14 protein-coding genes are annotated in these 22,785 nt (G+C 60.8%); 8 read left to right on the top strand and 6 right to left on the bottom strand.

All coding sequences use genetic code 11. The features are described 5' to 3' along the window. Positions 1–395: 395 nt before the first annotated feature. Together JFT85_RS27180 and JFT85_RS27175 are read left to right on the top strand one after the other, a co-directional pair. Entirely contained in the window at positions 396–3,611 is a 3,216-nt protein-coding gene (locus tag JFT85_RS27180) for a type III effector HrpK domain-containing protein (protein WP_201230745.1), read from the top strand. 70 nt (positions 3,612–3,681) lie between these two features. Then, positions 3,682–4,143 (top strand): winged helix-turn-helix domain-containing protein, encoded by a 462-nt coding sequence (locus JFT85_RS27175; RefSeq protein WP_064452931.1) that lies wholly within the window; start codon positions 3,682–3,684, stop codon positions 4,141–4,143. 874 nt (positions 4,144–5,017) lie between these two features. Here JFT85_RS27175 and JFT85_RS27170 read toward each other — a convergent pair. Then, entirely contained in the window at positions 5,018–5,893 is an 876-nt protein-coding gene (locus tag JFT85_RS27170; RefSeq protein ID WP_201230744.1) for a Dyp-type peroxidase, read from the bottom strand. Positions 5,894–6,041: 148 nt separating this feature from the next. Between JFT85_RS27170 and JFT85_RS27165 the strand changes: the two genes are divergently transcribed. Both JFT85_RS27165 and JFT85_RS27160 read left to right on the top strand, forming a co-directional pair. Beyond that, entirely contained in the window at positions 6,042–7,658 is a 1,617-nt protein-coding gene (locus JFT85_RS27165; RefSeq protein ID WP_073637800.1) for an NADP-dependent glyceraldehyde-3-phosphate dehydrogenase, read from the top strand. A gap of 157 nt (positions 7,659–7,815) precedes the next feature. Beyond that, the gene (locus tag JFT85_RS27160) at positions 7,816–8,877 is read left to right on the top strand and encodes an FUSC family protein (protein ID WP_201230939.1); all 1,062 of its coding nucleotides are present in this window, start codon (positions 7,816–7,818) and stop codon (positions 8,875–8,877) included. A gap of 71 nt (positions 8,878–8,948) precedes the next feature. Here the strand turns inward: JFT85_RS27160 and JFT85_RS27155 are convergent, their stop codons facing one another. Together JFT85_RS27155 and JFT85_RS27150 are read right to left on the bottom strand one after the other, a co-directional pair. Beyond that, entirely contained in the window at positions 8,949–13,079 is a 4,131-nt protein-coding gene (locus JFT85_RS27155; RefSeq protein WP_201230743.1) for a YncE family protein, read from the bottom strand. A gap of 299 nt (positions 13,080–13,378) precedes the next feature. Further along, the gene (locus JFT85_RS27150; protein ID WP_069553687.1) at positions 13,379–14,131 is read right to left on the bottom strand and encodes a TetR/AcrR family transcriptional regulator; all 753 of its coding nucleotides are present in this window, start codon (positions 14,129–14,131) and stop codon (positions 13,379–13,381) included. A gap of 359 nt (positions 14,132–14,490) precedes the next feature. On the opposite strand from JFT85_RS27150, the gene JFT85_RS27145 reads away from it, so the two are divergent. Genes JFT85_RS27145 through JFT85_RS27130 form a run of 4 tightly spaced genes read left to right on the top strand, consistent with a single transcriptional unit; the run spans position 14,491 to position 19,138 of the window. After that, on the top strand, positions 14,491–15,198 hold the full coding sequence (locus JFT85_RS27145; protein WP_073637801.1) for an ABC transporter ATP-binding protein: 708 nt from the start codon (positions 14,491–14,493) through the stop codon (positions 15,196–15,198). Then, entirely contained in the window at positions 15,195–16,412 is a 1,218-nt protein-coding gene (locus JFT85_RS27140; protein WP_073637802.1) for an ABC transporter permease, read from the top strand. The genes JFT85_RS27145 and JFT85_RS27140 overlap by 4 nt, the downstream gene beginning before the upstream one ends. After that, positions 16,405–17,892 (top strand): TolC family protein, encoded by a 1,488-nt coding sequence (locus tag JFT85_RS27135; protein WP_073637803.1) that lies wholly within the window; start codon positions 16,405–16,407, stop codon positions 17,890–17,892. Before JFT85_RS27140 ends, JFT85_RS27135 begins: the two co-directional genes overlap by 8 nt. Further along, a complete protein-coding gene (locus JFT85_RS27130; protein WP_073637804.1) occupies positions 17,882–19,138 on the top strand; it encodes an efflux RND transporter periplasmic adaptor subunit in 1,257 nt (418 codons plus the stop codon). Before JFT85_RS27135 ends, JFT85_RS27130 begins: the two co-directional genes overlap by 11 nt. 120 nt (positions 19,139–19,258) lie before the next feature. On the opposite strand, the gene JFT85_RS27125 is transcribed toward JFT85_RS27130, so the two are convergent. The 3 genes from JFT85_RS27125 to JFT85_RS27115 are packed head-to-tail and all read right to left on the bottom strand — an operon-like array spanning position 19,259 to position 22,777. After that, positions 19,259–20,653, bottom strand: a complete 1,395-nt coding sequence (locus tag JFT85_RS27125) for an FAD/NAD(P)-binding protein (protein WP_073637805.1) — start codon at positions 20,651–20,653, stop codon at positions 19,259–19,261. A gap of 12 nt (positions 20,654–20,665) precedes the next feature. Continuing rightward, entirely contained in the window at positions 20,666–21,433 is a 768-nt protein-coding gene (locus tag JFT85_RS27120; protein WP_053256882.1) for an ABC transporter ATP-binding protein, read from the bottom strand. A 3-nt stretch (positions 21,434–21,436) separates the two neighbouring features. Then, positions 21,437–22,777, bottom strand: a complete 1,341-nt coding sequence (locus JFT85_RS27115) for an ABC transporter substrate-binding protein (RefSeq protein ID WP_169875267.1) — start codon at positions 22,775–22,777, stop codon at positions 21,437–21,439. Positions 22,778–22,785: the final 8 nt, after the last annotated feature.

Raw genomic sequence — 22,785 nt, 5'->3', positions numbered from 1 at the left:
CGTTGAGAAAAACTCATCCCCGTTTCGCCGTGGAACTTTTAACGAAAAGCCCAAACACCGCCAATACCCAGTGTTTACAGGGGATTGCGCACCTGAACTCGAATATGGCTGAACACTAAGCCGCTCTTTCCCACCCTATAAACGAGCGGTTCATCACGGCATCTGCATTTTTTTCGTATCGACTTCACATTTTTCACTACTAGCCTTTTGCCCAACTTCGCAGATATTTCCATTTGTAACAAAAGCGACTTGCTCATCGCGTTTGATAGCTCGGCGTGAGCGACCTTCAATGCCCGCGAACAACTAGTGATGTGCGCGTAATTAGTACAGTTGCACTAATAGCCGAAAGCCTTAGTGCGCGGGCTTTAATATATGAAACAACTTCCAGGTGTTCTATGACTGCGATTCCGAGTGGCCTTGATCCGGCCGAAAGCAAGGGCACGGACGGCCCCCAGAAAAAATTCGAAACCGCGCTGTTCACGGCCGTTAACCAACCTGCCTTCGACCCCTCCAAAATCCGTGGCCCGTCGATTCCCCTGCCCTATCAGAATGTGCAGGCACCGGCGAACAACAGCATCACCTACACACCGCTGGGCAGCGACAAGCCGGTCACCCTCAAGCAAAGCGATAACCCGCGTCTCTACCAGACGCTGGTTGACCAGTACAACGCCCAGCAGAGCGATGCGAACCTGGAAAAGAACCTCGCCGCGAGCAAAGCGGCCGGCTACATCGAGGCCGACGCCAGCACCGTGGCGCCAGGCCTGGGCAACTACAAGGCGATCGGCAGCACGACGGAACTGGGCCCCGGGCTGATCCGCTACGAAACCTCTTCCGGCGACAGAATTGTGGTCAGCCAGAAAGAAACCCCGGGGCTGTTCGCCCAGGTCAGCGGCGACTCGGCCAAGCTGTTTGCAATCAATGCCAGCCAGGCTGAAGGCTACCGTTTGGCCAGCCCCAACGAGACCCTGGACCCGGCCGCCAACGTCGGCCCTCCCGAAGAAGTCGGGCCCGGCCTGATTCGCTATAACACCGCCTCCGGCGACAAGGTGATCGTGTCCCAGGACATTACTCCCGCGCTCTATGACCAAATGGCCAAGTTGTACGCCGGGACCACCGGCGCGGCGGGTGCTGCAGACACCTCGTGGATCGACAACTCGTCGTTCGGTGTGTCCGGCGCCAGGGACTGGGACACCCTCACCGGCAACACCAGCGGCACGCCCACCAAAGAAGAACTGGACCTGAACCGCCCCCGCGCCGCCGCGCAATTGCTCTCGCAGAATTGGGACGCGTGGCGCCTGCACGGTGCGCCCATCGACTTCGCCAACCCGCCCACCACCTTGCCACCCGAAGCCCAGGCGGTACTCAAGTACGTAGCCAGCAGCCCAAACCTGATGGCGGCGCTGGACAGCGGCGGTCGCGGTAAAGCCGACAATGTCATCACCCACGCCGACGTCGACCACTTCATCAGCAACACCAAGAGCGACATCGGTGCCGCGTCGAAAGCCTATGGCACATTCATGGGCAGCCATCCAGGCGACCTGGCCAAAGCCAACGCCAAGTCCGCCGCCATCGTGATGGCTAACGAAAGCCTGGTGGCCAGCTCCGGCACCGCCATGCGCCCGGGCGATCAACAGCGCAGCAACGACGGCATGATTCGCCCCGACAACCTCGAGGCACTGGGCAGCGATTCGGCCCTGAGCAACGAGCTGACGGGTGCCGCCGCCATGTGGTCGAAACCCGGCATGTTCCACGCCCTCGAAACCGGCGGCGACAACCCGGCCACCGGCAAATCCGACGCCGTTGGCACCCGCGACAATATCGGTGCCTGGCTGGAAAAACAGGCGCCGAAAACCGACAGCGACACCCTCACCTTCCTTGACAGCGCCGCCACCCGCGATGCCGTCGCCGGTGTGGACACCTCCACGCTGACCGCCGACATCCTGGCCAACCCGCAAAACTACACGGGCGCACAGAAAGCCGCGGTGCTGGTGCAACTGAGCGATGCGCAGACGCGCCTGTTGGTCAGCGACTATGTGCCCAACGCAGGCTTGATGGACAAGTACACCTCGCCTCACTACGGCCTGAACCCCAACGAAGACAAGATCAAGGCGCAGTTGCAAAGCGGCATTGAGACCCTGTCGGCGGACCCGGACGTCCAGGCGTTCCTGCAGAACAACCGTGGCCCTGCGCTGAGCGATATCGTCGGCAGCGATCCGACCCTGAAAGTCGCCATGCAAAATTACTTTGCCGATGGCATTGAGTCAGGCAAAAACCTCAACGATAACCTCAACGCCAAGGACCAGAACGGCAAGCAGATCGACATGGGCATTGGCCTGCAAAACGCTGCCAACGACGCGACCATCGCCAACCTGGCGCTGGGCGGCAATGGCCATGTCGACTTGATCAAAGTCGCCGCCAACGCCGGGCAAAGCGACGCGATCCAAAGCTACTACAAGAACGAACTGGTGACCGGCAAAGCCTTCACCGACGCCGTGGCCGCCGGCATGGACCCGACCGTCGCAGCCAGCAGTTTCGCCGCAAGCACCGCGTCGGCCCAGGCGTTCCTCGGTGACAAGGCGACGGCGGATGAGGCGGCGACCTTGCAGGTCAACTTCAACGAAAACCTCAGCGATGCGCTGCTCGGTGGTGCCACCACCGATACGCTTAACGTCACGCTCGGCGATGGCAACGGCAACTTTGACGAAGCCAAAGTCACCGCCGCGATCAACGATGCCCAGCAAAAAGATCCGCAGATGTTCGTAACCTCCGACGGCGGCAAGATTGACCCGGCGCAAGTGGTCTCGATGCTGCGTTCGGTATGGGACATCGGCCGCCAGGGCAACAAGATCGCCGACGCCTTGCCGAAAGCCATCGAAGGCATGAAGTTCGGCGATGTCAGCCCGGCATTCAAACAGGGCCTGCTGCACATCGGCAGTGCGGTGTTGATGAGCGGCGTGCTGATCGCGCGTTCGGCCAGCGGCAGCACCACCCCGGTGGCGGATGCCAACCGCGTGTCGGCCGGCTTGCAATTTGCCGGGCTGTTGCTCGAAGGCGGTACCAAATACGCCAAGGAAGCCGGCTATGGCATCACGTGGGTCAACCGCCCGGACGGCGGCACCCTCGGCGATTTCCCCGGCAAGGTGCCGGTGGGCAAGGGCCCGCTGTCACCGCAGCAGATCGCCAATATCGGCGCGGCGGGCAAGATCATCGGGTCGGCGGGCGGCATCATCGGCGGCGTAATCGGGATTATCGGCGGTGTCGACTCGCTGAAAAAAGGTGATTACCTCACCGGCAGTTTTTCGGTCGCCACCGGTGTACTCGGCACGGGCGCAGCCGTGGCGGGCCTGGTGGAAGCCGGTGCCGGTTTGTATGGCGCCACGGAAATCGGCGCGGTGGCGGGCACCCTCAGCGGCATTCTCGGCGGCGCCACGGCGATTCTCGGCGGTATCGGCAGTGCGTTTTTGCCGTTCGCGCTGGCCGATGCCCACGGCAAGGCGCAAGACGCATTTTACGGGCAGCTGGCCCCGGTGCTGCAGCAATACGGCTTGACCGGCGGCCCGACCATGGAGGGCGATTACCCGGCAGACCCGATCCCTGCCATCAACACCTGACCCTTCCCGGCAGCTCGGGGTGAAAAGGAGCCACGCCGAGCTGTGATTCCCACGCATAAAGGTAAAAGACATGACGTATTCGACTCGCAGCCACCTCACCGATGACGCCTCGTTCGAGATCCACTTCGGCCCGTTCCAACTGCTGCCCCAACGTCATCTGCTGCTCAAGCACGGGCAACCCGTGGCGCTGGGCAGCCGCGCCCTGACCCTGCTGATCGCCCTCGCCTCACGGCCTGGGGAACTGCTGGAAAAAAACCGATTGCTCGGTATCGCCTGGCCGAAAACGGTGGTGGAGGAATGCAACCTGCGCACACAGATCAAGACCCTGCGCCGCGCACTCGGCGACGACGAGTCTGTCTACATCGCTACGGCGCCCGGCCAGGGTTACCGCTTTGTCGCCCCCACCTGGGTCCAACGTGCGCACGTCGACGTGGCGAAGGAGCCTGTCGTACTCGGGGTCTATGGCTGCCGACACTGCCGAGGTGCCGGGATGATGCCGCAGTTTGCTCAGATAAGCCTGCAGAACAGCTGATCGGGCCGGCTCATGCCGTGGGAAAAACAGGCCGTTGATGATTCACGCCGGTGGTGACAACCCAAGCCTTTGGGAGCTGGCGGTGAGCGACGGGTGTGTGACGTGATCTGACCTCAATCAATCAGCCACCCAGGTCAACTGTGGGAGCTGGCTTGCCTGCGATGGCGGTGGGTCAGTCAGTCTCGCTGTTACTGATACACCGCCATCGCGGGCAAGCCCGGCTCCCACATTTGAACTGTGGCAGACGCAGAATTCAGGTCAGACACAAATAAGTGTGGGAGCTGGCTTGCCTGCGATGGCGGTGGGTCAGTCAGTCTCGCTGTTACTGATACACCGCCATCGCGGGCAAGCCCGGCTCCCACAGTTGAACTGTGGCAGACGCAGAATTCAGGTCAGACACAAATAAGTGTGGGAGCTGGCTTGCCTGTGATGGTGGTGGGTCAGTCAGCCTGGCTGTTACTGATACACCGCTATCGCGGGCAAGCCCGGCTCCCACAGTTGAACTGCAGCAGACGCAGGATTCAGGTCAGACACAAATAAGTGTGGGCGCTGGCTTGCCTGTGATGGTGGTGGGTCAGTCAGCCCGCTGTTACTGATACACCGCTATCGCGGGCAAGCCCGGCTCCCACAGTTGAACTGCAGCAGACGCAGAATTCTGGTCCGACACAAATAAGTGTGGGAGCTGGCTTGCCTGCGATGGCGGTGGGTCAGTCAGCCTGGCTGTTACTGATACACCGCCATCGCGGGCAAGCCCGGCTCCCACAGTTGAACTGCGGCAGGCGCAGGATTCAGGTCAGACACAAATAAGTATGGGCGCTGGCTTGCCTGCGAGGCGGGTGACGGATGGCGGGTGAAGACCCTTGCCACAGAGTGTTTAGCTTTGCGCTGTAACCGCGAGTGCACTCAGGTCCAGATGCCCGTCCTTGAGTGGCGGGCACCAGTAATAGCCACCGGTCAACGGCGTACTGATGCGATACAAACCATCCACAATCCCATCCTCCAACCCACTCATGCGCCGCAGTTGCGCTTCAAACGCATCAAAGGAATGGCCAAACGCAAGGAACATCAGCCCCGCCTGGCCGTTCTCGGCCCACGGCATCGAGCGGCGGACCACGAAGGCTTCCGGGGTGAAGCTCTCCTGGGCGGTACGCTTGGTGTGGGCGGATGCGGGGGCGTCGTCCAGCTCTTCGTTATCGCCATGGCGGCGGCCGATGATGTGGTCACGCTCCTGGGCCGGCAAGGCGGCGAAACCATCAAGGTCGTGCTGCCATTGCTGGATGGCGGCGAAGCTGGCGCCGCTGTCGGTCATGGCGGCCTCAACGGCGGCGTCGTCGTGGGGGTTTTCGGTGCCGTCTTCGTAATCGGTCAAATCGAAACCGGTCTTGTAGCGGAAGCCCTCGGTCATCTGGACCAGACGAAACGCCGGGGCCAGGGCTTTTTCAAAGGTGCGGCTGCGCAACAGCAGCTCACCGCGATCCACACCATGCAGCCACACCCACAGCGCCTGCTGAGTGGACGGGTTATGCGCACCCGGGCCGCTGACGGCGGGAAAGGCGCGCAACCCTTGCACCTGAGTGCCCAGGGCAGATACCAGCGGCTCACCGACACCGACCACCGCGGCCGAATCCGTCAACTGCACCAGCGCGTCCAACGCAGCAGGCACCGCCTGCAGGGAATCCACGGCAAAAAACAGATGGCGTGCCTGCAACGGCACCGGTGCGGCAAGAATGCCCGGCTGGTACTGACTCATGTGAACTCCTTCAATAAAGCCGCGTAGTTTACTCCGGCAAGCGTGGCACACACAGCGGTGCGCACAAGAAAGCGCACAAGCCTTGCCATAGAGCCGCTTGTTGGGCGACTCTCTAGTCATGTTTTGCAACTATTCCAGGGGTAGCGACATGACCACCAGTAACCTGCTCGCCCAGCTGTTTCCCGCCTCCACCGCCGACATTCCCGAGCAATTTCGGCTGGGGGCGCCGATTGAACAGCGTGATTACCTGGTCGACGGCCAGTTGCAGGTGTGGAACGGCCCATTGGCCCAGGTGCTGAGCCCGGTGCAATTGGGGGATGAGCGGGTGCATATCGGCAGCACGCCGCTGTTGGATGCCGACACCGCCCTCACCGCCCTGGACGCCGCCGTGCGCGCCTACGACCGTGGCCAAGGTGAATGGCCGACGATGCGTGTCGCTGAACGTATCCAGCATGTGGAAGCGTTTTTGCGCCGCATGCGCGAACAGCGTGATGCGGTGGTCAAGCTGCTGATGTGGGAGATCGGCAAGAACCTCAAGGACTCGCAAAAAGAATTCGACCGCACCTGCGACTACATCACCGACACCATCAACGCCCTCAAGGAACTCGACCGCCGCTCCAGCCGCTTCGAACTGGAACAGGACACCCTCGGGCAAATCCGCCGCGTGCCGCTGGGTGTGGCACTGTGCATGGGGCCGTATAACTACCCGCTGAACGAGACCTTTACCACGCTGATCCCGGCGTTGATCATGGGCAATACCGTGGTGTTCAAGCCGGCCAAGCTCGGCGTGCTGTTGATTCGCCCATTGCTGGAGGCGTTCCGCGACAGCTTCCCGGCCGGGGTGATCAACGTGATCTACGGCAGTGGTCGTGAAACCGTCAGCGCGCTGATGGCCAGCGGCAAGATCGATATCTTCGCGTTTATCGGTACCAACAAGGCCGCCAGCGATTTGAAAAAACTGCACCCCAAACCGCACCGCTTGCGTGCGGCATTGGGCCTGGATGCGAAAAACCCCGGCATCGTGTTGCCAGAGGTCGACCTGGACAATGCGGTCAATGAGGCGGTCACCGGTTCTTTGTCATTCAACGGCCAGCGTTGTACCGCGTTGAAAATCCTGTTTGTGCATGAAGACGTCGTCGAGCGTTTCATTGAGAAATTCAACGCCAAACTGGCAACGTTGAAGCCTGGTATGCCGTGGGAAGACGGCGTTTCACTGACACCGCTGCCGGAAGTGGGCAAGGTCGACTACCTCAACGCACTGGTGGCCGATGCGGCGCAGCACGGCGCCAAGGTGGTGAATACCAATGGCGGCGCGAGTCGCGGTGCGTTCTTCTACCCGGCCGTGCTGTACCCGGTGAACCCGCAGATGCGCGTGTATCACGAGGAACAGTTCGGCCCGGTGGTGCCGATCGTGCCTTACCGTGACCTGGAGACGGTGATCGACTACGTGCTGGACTCGGATTTCGGTCAGCAACTGAGTATTTTTGGCACCAACGCCAGGCAAGTCGGGCGGCTGGTGGACACTTTTGCCAACCAGGTCGGTCGTATCAACATCAACGCCCAGTGCCAGCGCGGGCCGGACACCTTCCCCTTCAACGGGCGCAAGAACTCGGCCGAAGGCACGTTGTCTGTGCATGACGCGCTGCGCGTGTTCTCGATCCGCACGCTGGTAGCGACCAAGTTTCAGGAGAGCAACAAGGCACTGCTCAGCGACATCCTGCGCAACCGTGATTCAAGTTTCTTGACCACTGACTATATTTTCTAAAAATGGCGCAGTTCAAATGTGGGAGCGGGCTTGCTCGCGAAAGCGGAGTGTCAGTCGAAACACCTTTGACTGATCCAGCGCATTCGCGAGCAAGCCCGCTCCCACACTTCAGACTGCGTTCGCCCTCACGACTAAGGCCACTTTACTACCGATGAACCTGCATTTGCCCGTGTTCGCTCGGCGCTTGTTGCGCCCTTTGCTGGACCCGTACCGTCGCTATCGCCATGCCAAGCTGATCCACGCGGTACGCGTGTCCATCGGTTTGCTGGCGACGATCCTCCTCACCACCGGCATCAACCTGCCCCACGGTGAATGGGCCTCGGTGACCATGCTGATCGTCATCGGCGGCTTGCAGCACCACGGCAATATCGGCAAAAAAGCCGTGGAGCGCGCCTATGGCACCCTGATCGGCGCCAGCGTGGGCTTGCTGTTGGTGGTGCAACAGGCGTATTTCGGCCAACCGCTGTTGACCTATCTGTCGATGTCGGTGGTGTGCGGGTTCTTTTCCTACCACGCGATCGGCAAGGGCGGTTACATCGCGCTGCTGTCGGCGATCACGGTGTTCATCGTCGCCGGCCATGGGGACAATCCGATATCGGACGGCCTGTGGCGCACCGTGGATATCCTGATCGGCATTGTGCTGGCCCTGGCATTTTCGTTCGCCTTGCCGCTGTATGCCGTGTACTCGTGGCGCTACAACCTGGCCAGCGCGTTGCGCGATTGCGCGCAGATTTATAGCCGGATCATCAGCGGTCAGTCAGTCACCGATGATGAGCACCTCAAACTGCTCAACCGCCTGAACGCGGCGATGCTGCAACTGCGCTCGTTGATGCCGTCGGTGTCCAAGGAAGTACGGATTTCCATGACCGAACTGGACGCGATCCAGCGGCATTTGCGCATGTGCATCAGCACCCTGGAGATTCTTGGCAATACCCGGCCCGATCCACGGGATGAACAGGCGATGGCGCGGATGCAGATGCTGTTGAAGGCCGAACATCGGCAGATTCGCGTGCAGTGGGTGGGGATGGCGCGGGCGTTGAAGTCGGGATTTACCGAACGGCTGGAGCGCTCGACCGTGCATGCCGCAGACGAAAGTGGGCTGGAGGCGCCGGTGCAGAGTGCGTTGGATGGGTATCGGTTGTTGACGTTGCAGTTGGCGAGCAACGTGGAGGCCATGCGCCAGAAGCTTGCCAAGACATCGAGCCACTGGAAGATCTGAACCGATAAAAAAGGGGCAGTCCACCCTCACGTGGAGCTGCCCCTTGCATCTACATCGGTTGACCCCTCTCCTTAAATCGAAAAGAACGACACGAGACCCGTTGCCTGATTAACCAGAAGCGCAAGACTACCGTCAGAGGTGAAAGTGATGTCGGCAAGGTTGTCGAAACCCGTAAATCGATTAATGACTGTTTCCGTCACGGTATCGATAACGAACAGCGAATCGCGATAACTCGTCGTCCCCCCTGGGCCTACTGACCCCACATAGCATTGACGGGCAGTCGGATGCATCTTGACGCCCCAGGCGTAATGGAACCCCCCCAGCGATTTGATAAGGGCATTGTTCACAGGATTAATGATCCGCACAAAATCGTTATCCGCGACATAGATACGGGCGGATGGAATGTTGTTGGGATTGAAGACGAGATCCTGAGGCCTGGAGAACCCCGTAACTTTGGCTACCACACCACTCAATCCGTTGGCATTGACGGCCGTTACTTGCTGTTCTGCGGTGAAGTAAATCTGCGTTTTTTCCGGGTTGAGCGCCATCGCGATAGGGTTTGGCGTAGTGGGGATCCGACGCAGCTCACTGCCGGAGATTGCATCAAGAACGACGATCAGCGACGGCACATTCGTCGAGACAAACAGGCGTGAACCATCCCCGTTGAGTTCAACCCCCTGAACCACGTCAACACCCTTCACATCAAACCTCATCAGCACACCGTGGGTTGCAGGATTGATGACGGTGACGGTGCGCCCAAAGAAGTTGGCGACATAGAGTCGGGAGCCGTCCGGGCTCAGCACCATTTTGAACGGTGAATTAATTCCGGGGATGGTATCAATGACCTTGCGGGCATTCACATCGATCACTGAAATCGAATTGCCGTGGTGGTTGGAGACAAACGCTTTGTCACCCGCCTTCGAAAGAACCGCAAATTCCGGGCTCTGCCCTACCGCAACGTTGGCGATAACCCCCGTCCGTTGTTTGACGGTGTAGGTCGTGACCGGAAATACCACGGACGTCGATACATCATCACTGCCATCAAACGTCACTCGGCACTCAATCACGATACTGCTACCGTTGCGTACCCCCTGCAGCCAGGCTCTGGAAACTGCCACATTCTTCAAGCCACTCGTCGCCTCAACCCCACTAATCGGATAGGCCCCCAGCACAGTTGATTGGACTACACCCTCAGCGCGTGCGGTGATCCACACCTTTTGCCCGGCAGCACTCAAACGCCAGGGGCTCAATGCCAGGAACCCATCGCCATTGAACGTGGTCAGGTCCAACGTGCCTTTATCGACAACCCCGTTAATCACTGCCTGCGGCAAGTCTGTCGCGCGGACAGCTTGTACCGTCAGTTGCTGGGCATCAGACGGCGTCACTCGGGTGCCTGACGTCACCTTGTAACGCAATGTGATGACCTTACCCACACTCGCCGCGATGATTGGCGCACTGATGGCGAAATCTACGCGCCCACCGGCCACTCCGTTCTGTGCAGCGATCGTGGCCAGGGTGCCGTCCGGGTAGATCCACTCCAGGACAATTTTTTGCGTAGCCGTCATGGCTGGATACGCCACCGCCACTATTGCATTTTTCTCATAGTCCAACGGGTAAACGGTAATCGCGGCCCCAGGTTTGTTGGCAAAGCTCGGTGCCGGCAGGGTGGCTGCCAATGCTTGGACAATATAGTCGGCGGTCCCAAACAAGAGCGCGGTGTCCTTGTCGGGGATCTGCGCAAAACTGACCCAAAAGCGAATGGTCAGGTGCGAGCCGTCCTTGAGTCGACGCAGTTGATCCACCGGCGTTGCAGGCGAAATGCCCTTGACGACGCCGTCAGCCGTCACCTCATTGGCGGTGTAGGTATCTTCGATATAGGACGTGCCGTCGGCAAAAGTGCCTTCGTAGGTCATCCACATTAATTGGTCTTTATTGATTAAATCCCATGCGGCGATACGGGTGCGGGCCGTATTCGGCAGGCTAAAGAGCGGCAGCAGGGTCTCGCCAGCCCCGTCGATGATCGGCGTCGGCAGCTTCGCGAGCGGCTGCAGGACAAGCGTCAATATCTCGGACTTGTAGGTGAATTGCCCACGGGTAAAGCTGTACCGCACGGTGATTTTATTGCCGTTGGGGCGCACGCCCTTGGAAATCACCTCAGGCGGGATAGTGGCATTGACCTTGTTGGTCTTCGGGTCACCCGCCACTTGCACCACAATACTGCTGACCCCATACGCTCCCAACCACTCGACAAAAATCTGGTCATCGGCGCGCATCTGTTTGAACGCGACCTCCACGGTGGCGCCCTTGACCACCGCTTTGGGGTCAAGTTGGTCCTGCAGACTGCCGGCCTCCAGCACTTTGGGCAGTTCCAGTTTCACCTCCGCACCGACGGTAAGATCAAGCACACTGGAGCGCAAGACTTGTCGAGGCGGCCCCGCACGTTCAATGCTGTAGCTGACACTGATGCTGGCGTTGAGGTTGTTATCCAGGACTTTACGGTTAACCGGGAAAAACACCAACGGCAAGGCGGCCCCCGCGTATGCACTGTTGATCGGGATTTTGCCACTGGCAGAGCCGTTCGCGTCCTTGCCGACCACACTCCAATGCAGCACGTCGCCGGCAATCGTATTCCCGTAGGGGAAGATCAGTTGAATTTCAGGGTCTTTTACATCGGCAGGGTCGATGTTGTTACGGCGGGAGCCTTGAATGATCGGAGCTTCCAACACCGACACACGCTCACCCACCTGAGCCTGCAGCTTCACTGATTCACGCAGGGACGCCGATGTGCCCTCACCGTCATCGGTGGTGTAATAAATCTGGAACGGGCCTAGGCCTTCAAACGCCTTGAGTGCCTCCTTGGTCACGCGGCGCGTGCCGCCCTGGACGCCTGCCGGTTGCGGCAGGGTAAGGCTTACGCTGCCGTCGAGGGCTTCGAGCACCAGGGTTTCCAACAGAAACTCATTGTGCGGCTGGTAGGTAGGTAGTGTTACGACAATGTCGGTATTCGAAGGGATCAGCCCCGCCTCAAACGGGCTGACGGTCACCGCCGGCATTGATACCGGCAAGCCCGTCACACTGACCGTGTAACTGCCCGACTTGCCCAGCAGTACGCCAGCGCTGGTGCTCAATTCGTACGTCACTTGAAAACGCCCCTTGGCCAGCTCCGTGAAAAGGTCGTAGCTGACGGGGATCCGTTGGTAAGCCTTGGTGGTATCGGGGAAGGGCCCCAGTGTCACTGTCTTGCTTCGCCCTTTCTCCGGGAAAAGCTTGAAAATCAACATGATCCGATTTTGCGGGTTGGGTTTGGGCGACCTGCGCGGCCGATAGACCTCCACCTCCAACTTGGACCGGTTATTGAGGTTAAGGTCCAGTTGATCAGACTCAACCTCATCGACAAGAAAGGTCGGGTATTCCAGCAACGACGAGTCAAGTTCCGACACCAGTTTGTAGGCTTTGCAATACAGCCATTCCCCCTCGGGAACGTTGCCCACCACGTCTTTAACCGTAAAGGCGACCTCTACCGGCCCATTCTGATTGCCCTGCTTGATAATCTCCGGGCTGATAAATACCCGGATCGGCCCAGGCCCGGCAGCCTCTTCCGGACTGACCACATGCTCCACCGCCAGCCCGTCATAGCGCACGGTGATAATGTCGTTTTTACGGATATACAGGTATTTGGTGATCAGGCACCACAGCCCTTCTGCGGTGTTGTCCTTGTTCAGGACCGAGCCAGTGGGCAGGCCTTCTATCGACATATTCAAACCACTGTGCCACTTCTTCGTGACCTCCTGATCACGGCCGCCGGGGTTGGTCAATTTGATCAGGATGGTTTGGGTGATCGACCGGCTCTCCTGCAAACTGTTGGCTCGCACGAGCCGCCCGAACATAGGGACTTCGCCCTGGGGCAGCTTGTTCACCGTCAGGTAGTAAGCGCTGGCATCCGCGTCACTGATGGTATTTGAAGCAGCAGGGTTGTTCAGGTCCTGAATGCGGATTGCGTAATAGTCGCCGAGCGCACGCTCAGCCCACGGAAGAAAGGTGAACATTGCAGGCGATACATGACGGATGCCCATGCCCCATACGGCAGTCTCGGGGTACAGGGGAGGCGTACTGGTAAATTGCGGCTGTAACTGCACAGCAGGGAAATATGAAGTGGGCGGTGCAAGATCGAGATCATAAGAATCAGTAGGCCGGCTGGACATGACTATTACCTTACTGGTTGAACGCGCGCCACACTGACGCACGAGGCAAGGTGAATAAGACGTCGGGAAGAGGAGCCGAATCTACTGTCAGAATTGACAGTGGCGACGAGTGGATGGGGCCCGGCAAAAAACAACGGTTTCTGCGGGTATTCGTGAATCTCTCTGCACCCAGCCTTTTACTTACATTTTTTTCACGCTTTATTCACATCCGCAGCCGTAGGGTGAAGCCTCATCCGTTACAAACGCTGCACATCAAAACCCGCCGCCCCAGCGGGTTTTTTTTGTCTTGGATTTGGGGTTCAACGGGCCGCTTTGGAAGCAGGCGCAGCAGCTTGTTCACGAATCGCACGCTGGGTATCCAGCACCTTGGCCAGCGCGGTTTCGGCCTCAGGACTTTGTTGCGGCACACGAATCGCGGCCGAGACCAGCGTGATCAACTTAGCCATCACTTCGGCATCAGTGGCCGGCCGGCCCAGGCTCATGGAATTCATCAGCAAGCGCAGTTCCGTCCCCGCCATCACCCCGGAAATCGCCTTGAGCGCAAATTGCAGGCGCACACCCAGCTCGTTGCGTGGCAAGTCCGGCAATGCCAGGGCGAAGGCTTCGAAGAAGCGCTGAAATACCGGCTGGTAATGCACCTTGAGGTATTCCTGGATAAACGGCGAGGTGTCGCTGTACACCCGCCCCAGGAAACGAATGAACGAGCGCCCTTCGCCGCTGGCCGGGTCGCTGCGTTCCAGGCCCATGGCCGGGGCAAATAGCACCCCAAGCAAGGTGTCGCAATCGAGCGGGCCGCTGGCTTCAGCTTCGCAGCGCGCAAGCAATTCCAGGCGCTGCTCGTTGAGCGGCTCCAGGCGCTGCATCAGCAGGGTTTTCATCAGGGAATCCTTGTCCCCGAAGTGATAGTTCACGGCGGCCAGGTTCACCTGCGCGCGCTCGGTAATCTGCCGCAGCAGCACGGCGTCATAGCCGTATTTGATGAAAAGAGCCTCTGTCGCATCCAGCAGTCGAGTCTTGGTAACGTTTGGAGCGCTGAGTTTCTTCGCGACCATAAGAGTTCCACGGGGGGAAATATTGTTTTAAAAAATAATTTGATTTTTTATACCGGGGCGGCCTGTCGAAAGCAAGCAGTGGCACGCCTTCATCCCTATAAAAGCCTGTATAACCGGGCGTTGTGAAGATAGACGAAGGCATTGCTGAGCGCCTGAACCGAGCCGCAGAAAAAAGCTTTCAAAGGATAAAACCGCTCTACATCCACCGCTGGCGAAGCGGATTGAACGCGGTTACTATTCAAACAATATTTTAAAAACAAGAAACAAAACCAGTCCGTGACGCGTACCAGGCAGCTCCCGAACTTGTTACAAAGATTTACCGGGGGCATGACGGCACCGTCGAGACTGCAGGCGTAGTCATGATGACAGATACCCCCGCGCACCCAGGCTTGATCTCCCTGCAAGGCATCGGCAAAAGCTATCAGCTCGCCGGGCAACACCTGTCCATTCTTAATGATGTGTGCCTGTCCATCGCCAGCGGCGACAGCTGCGGCATTCTCGGCGCCTCCGGTTCCGGCAAAAGCACCCTGCTCAATATCCTCGGCTTGCTGGACCTGCCCAACTGCGGCCGGTACCACTTTGCCGGTCACGATATTTTCAGCGCGACGCCCGATGAGCTGGCCGCGATCCGCAACCAGCAGATCGGTTTTGTGTTCCAGAGCTTCAACCTGCTGCCGCGCCTCAGTGCGCTGGACAACGTCGCCCTGCCCCTCAGTTACCGCGGTGTGTCGCGCCATGAATCAGTGGAGCAGGCACTGCACATGCTCGCGCGAGTCGGCCTGGCGGAGCGCGCCCACCATCGCCCCGCCGACCTCTCCGGTGGTCAGCGCCAGCGCGTGGCGATTGCTCGCGCCCTGGTCGGCAAACCCTCGGTGATCCTCGCCGACGAACCCACCGGCAACCTCGACAGCACCACCGCCCAGGAGATCATGGACTTGCTCCTGGCCCTCAACCGCGAACAGCAGGTGACGCTGATCATCGTCACCCATGACGCGCATATCGCCGAGCGCCTGGAGCGCAAGATTCTGGTACGCAATGGCGTGGTGCAGGAGGCCGAGCGCCTATGAGCCTGCGGGTAGAGCGCAGCCTGCGGGTTGAACAGAGCCTCAGCCAACTGCTGCATGAAGCGTTCGTCAGCCTGCGCACCCTGGGCAAACGCTCAGTCCTGGCACTGCTGGGTATCGTGATCGGCAGTTCATCGGTGGTGGCGTTGATCAATATCGGCCACAACGCGGCGGTGGATGCCGCGCTGATTTTCAAGGACATGGGCACCGACACCCTGGTCGCCCAGTTCCCGCCCAAAGGCAACAGCAATGCACTGATGCGCGCCAGCCTCGACCTCGACGCGGTACGCCGAACGGTGCCGGGCATCGGTCATATCGGCGCGCTCAGTGTGTTCGGCGGGCCCATCGTGTTCCACGGTCGCACGGTCAGCGCCAACGTTGTCGGCACCACGCCGGACATCAAGGACGCCATGCGCCTGGCGGTGCGTGAGGGGCGTTTTCTATCGAACTTCGACGCCGGCGAAACCTACGGCGTGGTCGGCGACCAGATTGCCCAGGCCCTGAGTACGCCGGGCGACCCACTGAAGTTGGGTGATCGCGTGCGCATCAACGATTACCTGTTCCTGGTGGTGGGCATCCTGCACAACCAACCCCGCGCCATGCTGATGCCGGTGCAAGCCAACGAATCCCTGTTCATCCCCGCCGAAGGCATGCGCCGCATCTACCCGACCCCGCAAATCAGCAATGTGCTCATCCGTGCCTTGCCCGGCCAGGACATGGACCGCATCGCCCGCGACGCCGCCGTCGCACTGAAAAGCCAGCTCACCGACCGCGATGTCGACATCCAGGTGCCCCAACAAATGATCGACGGCATGACTCGGCAAAGCCGCACGTTCGCCTACTTGTTGCTCGCCCTGGGTGCCATTTCTCTGGTTGGCGGCGGTGTCGGGGTGATGAACGTAATGCTGATGAATGTCTCGGAGCGCCGTCGTGAAATCGGCATTCGCATGGCCTTGGGTGCGCGCCAGCGCGACATCCGCAACCTGTTCCTGTTGGAGGCCGTCACGCTGACGGCCGTCGGCGCATTATGCGGCGCGGTGCTGGGCATGACTGCCGCCTGGCTCTACGCCTGGCTGTCGGGCTGGCAGTTTGCCCTGGCTGCCGCCGCCCTGCCGCTGGGGGTCGGCAGTACACTGCTGGTCGGCCTGTTCTTTGGCATCTACCCGGCGGTCTCGGCCTCGCGGCTGCAGCCGGTGGAGGCCTTGCGTGATGAATAAATGGCTCGGTTTGCTCGTGCTGGTCAGCCTGCCGGGCATGGCCGCCGACGTGGTCATCAACCCGTCCGCCCCCAGCACCACGCGCAGTGGTTACGATCAAAGCGTGTCGCTGAACGCGCAGGTCACCACGATGACCTTGGGCGATGCGGTGTACCTGGGCTTGCGCAACAACCCGGCGATCCGCAGTGCCTACCTGCAGCGGGTGGCGCAGAAGTTCGATCTGCGGGTGGCCGAAGACACGTTCAACCCCAAGCTCACCCTCAACAGTTATTACCGCCAAAGTCGCGGCTCGGTCGATAACTCGCGCAATGCCAACCTGGCCCCGAATGCAACCCTGCTTGGCGAGTACGGCACCCGGCTGAGCATGGCCTGGACCCAACAACTGAACACCGCCGACCGTGCTGGCCGCTACCGCAGCGACGGCCTGGACCTGGCGCTCATCCAGCCGCTCATGCGCGGCGCAGGTTGGGACGCCACCACCGCGCCGCTGCGCCTGTCGCGCCTGTCGGAGCAGGCCAACCGCCTGAACCTCAAGGCCACCGTGGCGCAGACCATCAGCCAGATCATCGCCACTTACCGTGAATTGCTGCGCGCTCAGGAGCAGTTGAGCATCGTCCAGGATGCCCTGAAACGTTCCAACACCTTGCTGGAAGTGAACAAGGCGCTGATCAGCGCGGGGCGCATGGCCGAGTTCGAAATCGTGCAGACCGAAGCCGATATCGCGACTCAGCAACTCGGTGTGGAAGAAGCCCGCAACCAGCTGGACACCAGCCGCCTGGCGCTATTGCGCCTGTTGGCCCTGGACCTGTCGACGCCGATCCGCGCCAGTGAGGCGCTGGAAGCCAAGCCGATGGTCATCGACAAGCGCCAGGCCTTCAACCTCGCGCAAACCCAGCAGCCGGAATACCTCGCCGCCCTGCTCGGTAGCCAGCAGGCCGACCTCAACCTGGTCATCGCCAAGGATTCCGGACGCTGGCAAGTGGACCTGGTGGCCGGGGCCAACCAGGTACGCGATGCCTACAGCAACAGCAACATCGACAATGGCAACAACCATAACCGCACCTGGAACAGCTACGCCGGTGTGCAGGTGCAGATCCCGATTGGCGACATCAGCACGCGCCAGGCCGAGGTGCGAGCACGGGTCAATGTGGAGGATCAGGAGATCCGCATCGCCGATGCGCGCCAGGAACTGGAGCGCAACGTCAACGACGTGGTGCGTGACCTCGGCACCCGCTGGCGCCAGTATGAAATCTCCCAGCGTGCCGTGGAACTGTCGCGCCGCAAGATCGAGATCGAGCGGGAGAAACTCAGCGCCGGGCGCTCCAGCAACTTCCAGGTGCTGAGTTTCGAGGCCGACCTGCGCAATGCCGAGAACGCGCAGCTCAACGCGCTGATCGCTTATTTGAACGCCCAGACCCAGTTCGACCTGACACTGGGCATGACGCTGGAAAGTTGGGAAATCGCCCTCAATGACTACTAATAAAAAACGCCTGCTGGGCGCTGCATTGATCGTGCTGCTGACGGGCGCCGGCGTCACCGCGCTCAGCCACCGCAGCGATGCCGGGCAGACCGATACAGCCGAACAATGGCTGGCCGTGAAACCTGACCCACTGGTGCATCAGATTGGCCTGGTGGGCAAGATCGAACCCGACACCATCATCACCCTTACCGCGCCGTTCGACGGCAACGTGCTGGCCAACCTGGTGGAACAGGGCCAGCGGGTAGACGCCGGCCAGGTGCTGCTGCGCATGGACCCGGCCACCCTCGAAGTGCAACTGCGCGATGCCTTGTCCGCCCAGCTCAAGGCCCGGCGCACCGTGCAAGAGATGCAGGACTGGAACAGCAGCCCCGCCGTCAGCCGTGCGCGCCGTAGCCTGCGCACCACCGAAATGACCGCCGGTAACACCCAGCGCAAACTCACCGAGAGTGAAAACCTCTTCAAGCGCGGCATCATCCCGCGCAACGAACTGGATGACCTCAAGCAGCAGACCCAGCAGCAGCAACTCGACCTCGCCTCTGCACGCATGGATTTGCAGCAGGCACAGGCGCAGGGCCAGGGCGAGTACAGGCAAATCGCGGACATGGAACTGACCAATGCCACAGTGAAGTACGAGGCGCTGCACACATTGCTCGATGGCAAGGAGGTCAAGGCGCCGTTCTCCGGCATCGTGGTGCCCGCACCCGGCAGTAATAATTCGCCTCAAAGTGGCGGTAACAACAACGCGCCGGTGCAGGCCGGCAGCAAGGTGAGCCAGGGGCAGGTGTTGTTCGGCCTGGCCAATATCGAGCGGCTGAAAATTGTCGCCAGGGTGTCGGAGTTGGACATCAACCAATTGCACCCGGGCCAGGCGGTAGAGGTGATGGGCGATGGGTTCGACGGCGAGCGGCTGACCGGGTCCGTCAGTGTGGTCAGCGGCCTGGCGATTGCCAGCGACAGCCAGGGCAGCGCGCAGTTTCCGGTGACGTTGTCGATCCCCAAGCTCACCGCCCAGCAGTTGCAACGGGTGCGGCTGGGGATGAGCGCACGCTTGACCATTGTGACGTACAACAATGCGCAGGCGATCGTGGTGCCGAGCCAGGCCATTAACCGCGATGACATGACCGTGGAGTATCGGGCGGCAATGGATAAGCCGGTGGAGCGGGTGAAGGTGACAACCGGACAGTCGACCGCCCAAGGCGTTGAAGTGTTCGGGCTCAAGCCTGGGTTCGTAAAAGCAGGAAGTTGAACACACTCTCAAGATCAATAGAGATCCAAATGTGGGAGCGGGCTTGCTCGCGAAAGCGCAGTATCAGTCGGCAAGGGGCTAACTGATCCACCGCTTTCGCGAGCAAGCCCGCTCCCACCTTTAGCGTTGGGTGAGCTTGGCCGCCAGCGCCTTGGCCTGAATCGCCACATCGGTCACCGCCGTGCTTTCCCACCACATCCCGCGCAATGGCGGGCCCATGGCGAACAGGCGCTGGCTGACCTTGCCTTCGGCATCGACAACCGCGCCGGACACATCCGCCGCAATCCCCAGTGCGAGCGGCCCGGGCTGGATCAACCCGCGCTTGAGCAACTGTTGCGGCAACGGCCGAGCCACGCGGCGCCAATCGTATTCAATGCCGCTGGAATTGATCAGTGCCGCGCCCGCCACCTGAGTGACCACCTGCTCGCCGCGACGACGCACGTTGATCGTCACGGCATCCTCGCAAGCGACCAGGCCCTTGAACGACGCCGCCTGAATGCGCAGTCGCCCTTCCTCCTGCAATCGCGCCACTAACTGCGCACTCAACGGTGGCGAGCGGTGGTGATGGCTTTCCCACCAGGGCCGTACATGGCGCACGAACTGGCGTTTTTCGCGCTCGCCAGCCTGGCTCCACAGGCGCCCGATATGCGCGCGCACGGTGTCCAGCGGGGCTTGCCAGTCGATGCCTTGGGCCTGCGCGATGCGGCATTGGCGCCGCACCTCGCGCAGTAATTGCCGAGGGCTGCGCAGGCTGGGGTCAGCGGCGAGAAAATCCTCCCAGCTCGGCGGCTGGCGGCGCACATGGGGCAATAAACCGTGGCGCGAGAAAATCTCGATTGGCCCACGATGACCGGCCTGCTCCAGGGATACCACGGCATCCACCATGGTCAGCCCGGAACCTATGATCAGCACCGTCGATTGCGGGTCGATCCGGGTCATCGCCTGGACGTCCCACGGGTCCACCGCCGCGGCGTTCAAGCCGCTGGAATGAGTCTGTGGTGTGCGCGCCGCCGGGAACATCCCCGTGGCCAACACCGCATGGGCGCCGCGCAGTTGCTGGCCGTTATCGAGGGTCAAGCGGGTGCACGTGTCGTCCACGAGCAAGTCGACCACCTCGGCACGGATGTGCTCGACCGTCGACGCTGACAGCGCCGTGGCCTGCGCCAACCGCTGCTGCGCGTACAACCCAAAAATCCCGCGCGGCGGGAACAGCTCACTGATCGGCACCGGCTGCTGGTGCGCCTGCGGCCAACCACCGGCGTCAAGGTAGCCGGTGAGCCATTGCGTCAGATCATCCGGGTTGTCCGGGTCGACACTCATGCGCGCAGCGTTACCATTGAGGGTGTGGCCCAACTCGACGGCGCTGTAGGCTTCGCCACGGCCGAGCTCGGCGCGCGGTTCAATCACCAGGATTTGCCGCTGCCCGGGCAAACGCAGCAGTTGCACCGCCAACATCGTGCCGCTCAGACCGCCGCCGATGATCAGCACATCAGCGTTGCGGATGGATTCAGTCATGCACATTTGCCCTTAGTGTTTACCCAGATAAATATCATGCAAATCGCCCCGCGCCAGCAACGCTGTGGCGCTGCCACTCAACACCACCCGCCCAGTATCCAGCACGTAGCCCTGGGACGCATAGTTAAGCGCGACGTTGATGTTTTGCTCGGCGATCAGGAAGCTCACCTGCTGCTCGCGGTTGAGCTGCGCGATGATCTCGAAAATCTCCTGCACGATCATCGGTGCCAAGCCCATCGACGGCTCGTCGAGCAGCACCAGGGTCGGGCGAGTCATCAATGCCCTGCCGATGGCAACCATTTGCTGCTCACCGCCAGAGGTCAGCCCGGCGCGGGTATGGCGCTTGGTCTTGAGCCGGGGGAACCAGGCGTAGAGGCGTTCCAGGTCGTGTTCCATGTCCCTGCGGCTCAGGCGCCGCACAAAGCCGCCGCTGCGCAGGTTGTCTTCCACGCTCAATTGGCCGAACACGTGCCGGCCCTCCAACACGTGGACCATGCCCTGGCGGACGCGTTGGCTGGGGTCGACGCCGGCCAGATCGCGGCCGGCATACTCGATCATGCCGCGGCTGACTTCGGCCCGCTCGGCACGCACCAGCCCTGAAATCGCCTTGAGGGTGGTGCTCTTGCCGGCGCCATTGGCACCCAGCAAGGCGACAATGGCGCCCTTGGGCACATTCAATGAGACCCCGGCCACCGCCAGGATCGCGCCGTCGTAGATCACTTCGATGTCGTTGACCGTCAGCAGCGACGGGGACGCGGGTTCAGCGGCGGGCTGACTCATGGCTTATTCGTCCCCGGTGCAGGTGCGCGGCGTCAGGCCTTTTTCCTTGGCGAACGCAGCGGATTTTTCATCGATCAGTGGGCGCAAGAGCGCACGGTCGGCGGCAATCCAGTCGCTGATCAGCGTCCAGTTGGCACCGTCCCACTGTTGCACCCGCGCCGAGCCACCGCCTTCGTGGTCGCGGCACGACAGCTTGAGGTTCTGCATCAGGCCCAGATAGCCCATGGCTTTGAGGCGCGCGTCATCGATGTTCAAGTGTTCCAGGCCCCAGCGGCCTTCTTCGCCATTCAATGGGCGTTTGCCGAACCTGGCCTGGCCGGTGCGAATCGCTTCCACGGCCACGGCGGCGTTGACCAAACCCGAGTTGTAGTAGACGCTGCCGAAGTTTTTCAGGTCCTTAAGGTCGCTGTGCCCCTTGTCGAGGACGGACTGCTTGAGGCGTTTGTGGATCTCGAAATCGGCGCCGGCCGGATATGGCGTGAGCGCCAGGTAACCTTTGGCGGCGGCGCCTGCGGGCAACACGTCTTCGCTGGAACTGGCCCAGATATCGCCGATGATGTGGTCCACCGGAAAGCCGAAACGCGCAGCGGTTTTCACCGCCACCGGGGTCGACACACCCCAGGTGCGCAGGAATACCCAGTCCGGGTTGGCCTGGCGTACCTGGCGCCACTGCGCCGACTGTTCGTTACCGGGGTCGGCCACCGGAATCTGGATATTTTCAAAGCCGTATTTCTCAGCCAAGAGTTTTAACGGGCCGAGGGTTTCCCGCCCGTAGGCCGAGTCGTGATAGACCGTGGCGATCTTCTTGCCCTTGAGTTTGTCGAAGCCGCCTTCGCGTTGGGCGATGTAGTTCACCAGGGTCGACGCTTCGCTGTAGAAGGTCAGCATCACCGGAAAGTTATACGGGAACACCGTGCCGTCGGTCGCTTCGGTGCGGCCGTAGCCGAGGGTGATGAGCGGGATCTTGTCCACTTCCGCCCGCTCGCTCAGGGCATAAGCGGCGGGTGCACCATTGGGCTGATAGACCGCAACCGGCGCGCCATCCAGGCCGTTTTTGAAGCGCTCGTAGCACTCAATGCCCTTCTCCGCCGTCCATTCGGTCTCGCATTCCTGCCACACCAATTTGACGCCGTTGATGCCGCCTTCAATCTCATTGATATAGCGCAGGTAATCGATCATCCCGGCCCACACCTGCACGCCGCTGGACGCATATGCGCCGACACGATAAGTGGCCAACGGGATAAATTGCTGGTCGGGCGAAGCCAGCGCCTGGGGCACCGCACCGGCCAGGGCAGCCAGCGCGAAGGCGGCGCCGATCAGGGAACGTTTCAGGGTTGCACGCATATTGGATT

It is taken from the genome of Pseudomonas sp. TH04 (assembly GCF_016651355.1).
Taxonomy (GTDB): domain Bacteria; phylum Pseudomonadota; class Gammaproteobacteria; order Pseudomonadales; family Pseudomonadaceae; genus Aquipseudomonas; species Aquipseudomonas fluorescens.
Note: the sequence above shows the minus strand (reverse complement) of the source record. Positions and strands in the feature narration are given on the sequence as shown.

Bases quoted from the DNA above. Each gene is read 5' to 3' on its own strand.
- JFT85_RS27180 (WP_201230745.1), top strand. From the start codon at position 396: ATGACTGCGATTCCGAGTGGCCTTGATCCGGCCGAAAGCAAGGGCACG.
- JFT85_RS27175 (WP_064452931.1), top strand. From the start codon at position 3,682: ATGACGTATTCGACTCGCAGCCACCTCACCGATGACGCCTCGTTCGAG.
- JFT85_RS27170 (WP_201230744.1), bottom strand. From the start codon at position 5,893: ATGAGTCAGTACCAGCCGGGCATTCTTGCCGCACCGGTGCCGTTGCAG.
- JFT85_RS27165 (WP_073637800.1), top strand. From the start codon at position 6,042: ATGACCACCAGTAACCTGCTCGCCCAGCTGTTTCCCGCCTCCACCGCC.
- JFT85_RS27155 (WP_201230743.1), bottom strand. From the start codon at position 13,079: ATGTCCAGCCGGCCTACTGATTCTTATGATCTCGATCTTGCACCGCCC.
- JFT85_RS27150 (WP_069553687.1), bottom strand. From the start codon at position 14,131: ATGGTCGCGAAGAAACTCAGCGCTCCAAACGTTACCAAGACTCGACTG.
- JFT85_RS27145 (WP_073637801.1), top strand. From the start codon at position 14,491: ATGATGACAGATACCCCCGCGCACCCAGGCTTGATCTCCCTGCAAGGC.
- JFT85_RS27140 (WP_073637802.1), top strand. From the start codon at position 15,195: ATGAGCCTGCGGGTAGAGCGCAGCCTGCGGGTTGAACAGAGCCTCAGC.
- JFT85_RS27135 (WP_073637803.1), top strand. From the start codon at position 16,405: ATGAATAAATGGCTCGGTTTGCTCGTGCTGGTCAGCCTGCCGGGCATG.
- JFT85_RS27130 (WP_073637804.1), top strand. From the start codon at position 17,882: ATGACTACTAATAAAAAACGCCTGCTGGGCGCTGCATTGATCGTGCTG.
- JFT85_RS27125 (WP_073637805.1), bottom strand. From the start codon at position 20,653: ATGACTGAATCCATCCGCAACGCTGATGTGCTGATCATCGGCGGCGGT.
- JFT85_RS27120 (WP_053256882.1), bottom strand. From the start codon at position 21,433: ATGAGTCAGCCCGCCGCTGAACCCGCGTCCCCGTCGCTGCTGACGGTC.
- JFT85_RS27115 (WP_169875267.1), bottom strand. From the start codon at position 22,777: ATGCGTGCAACCCTGAAACGTTCCCTGATCGGCGCCGCCTTCGCGCTG.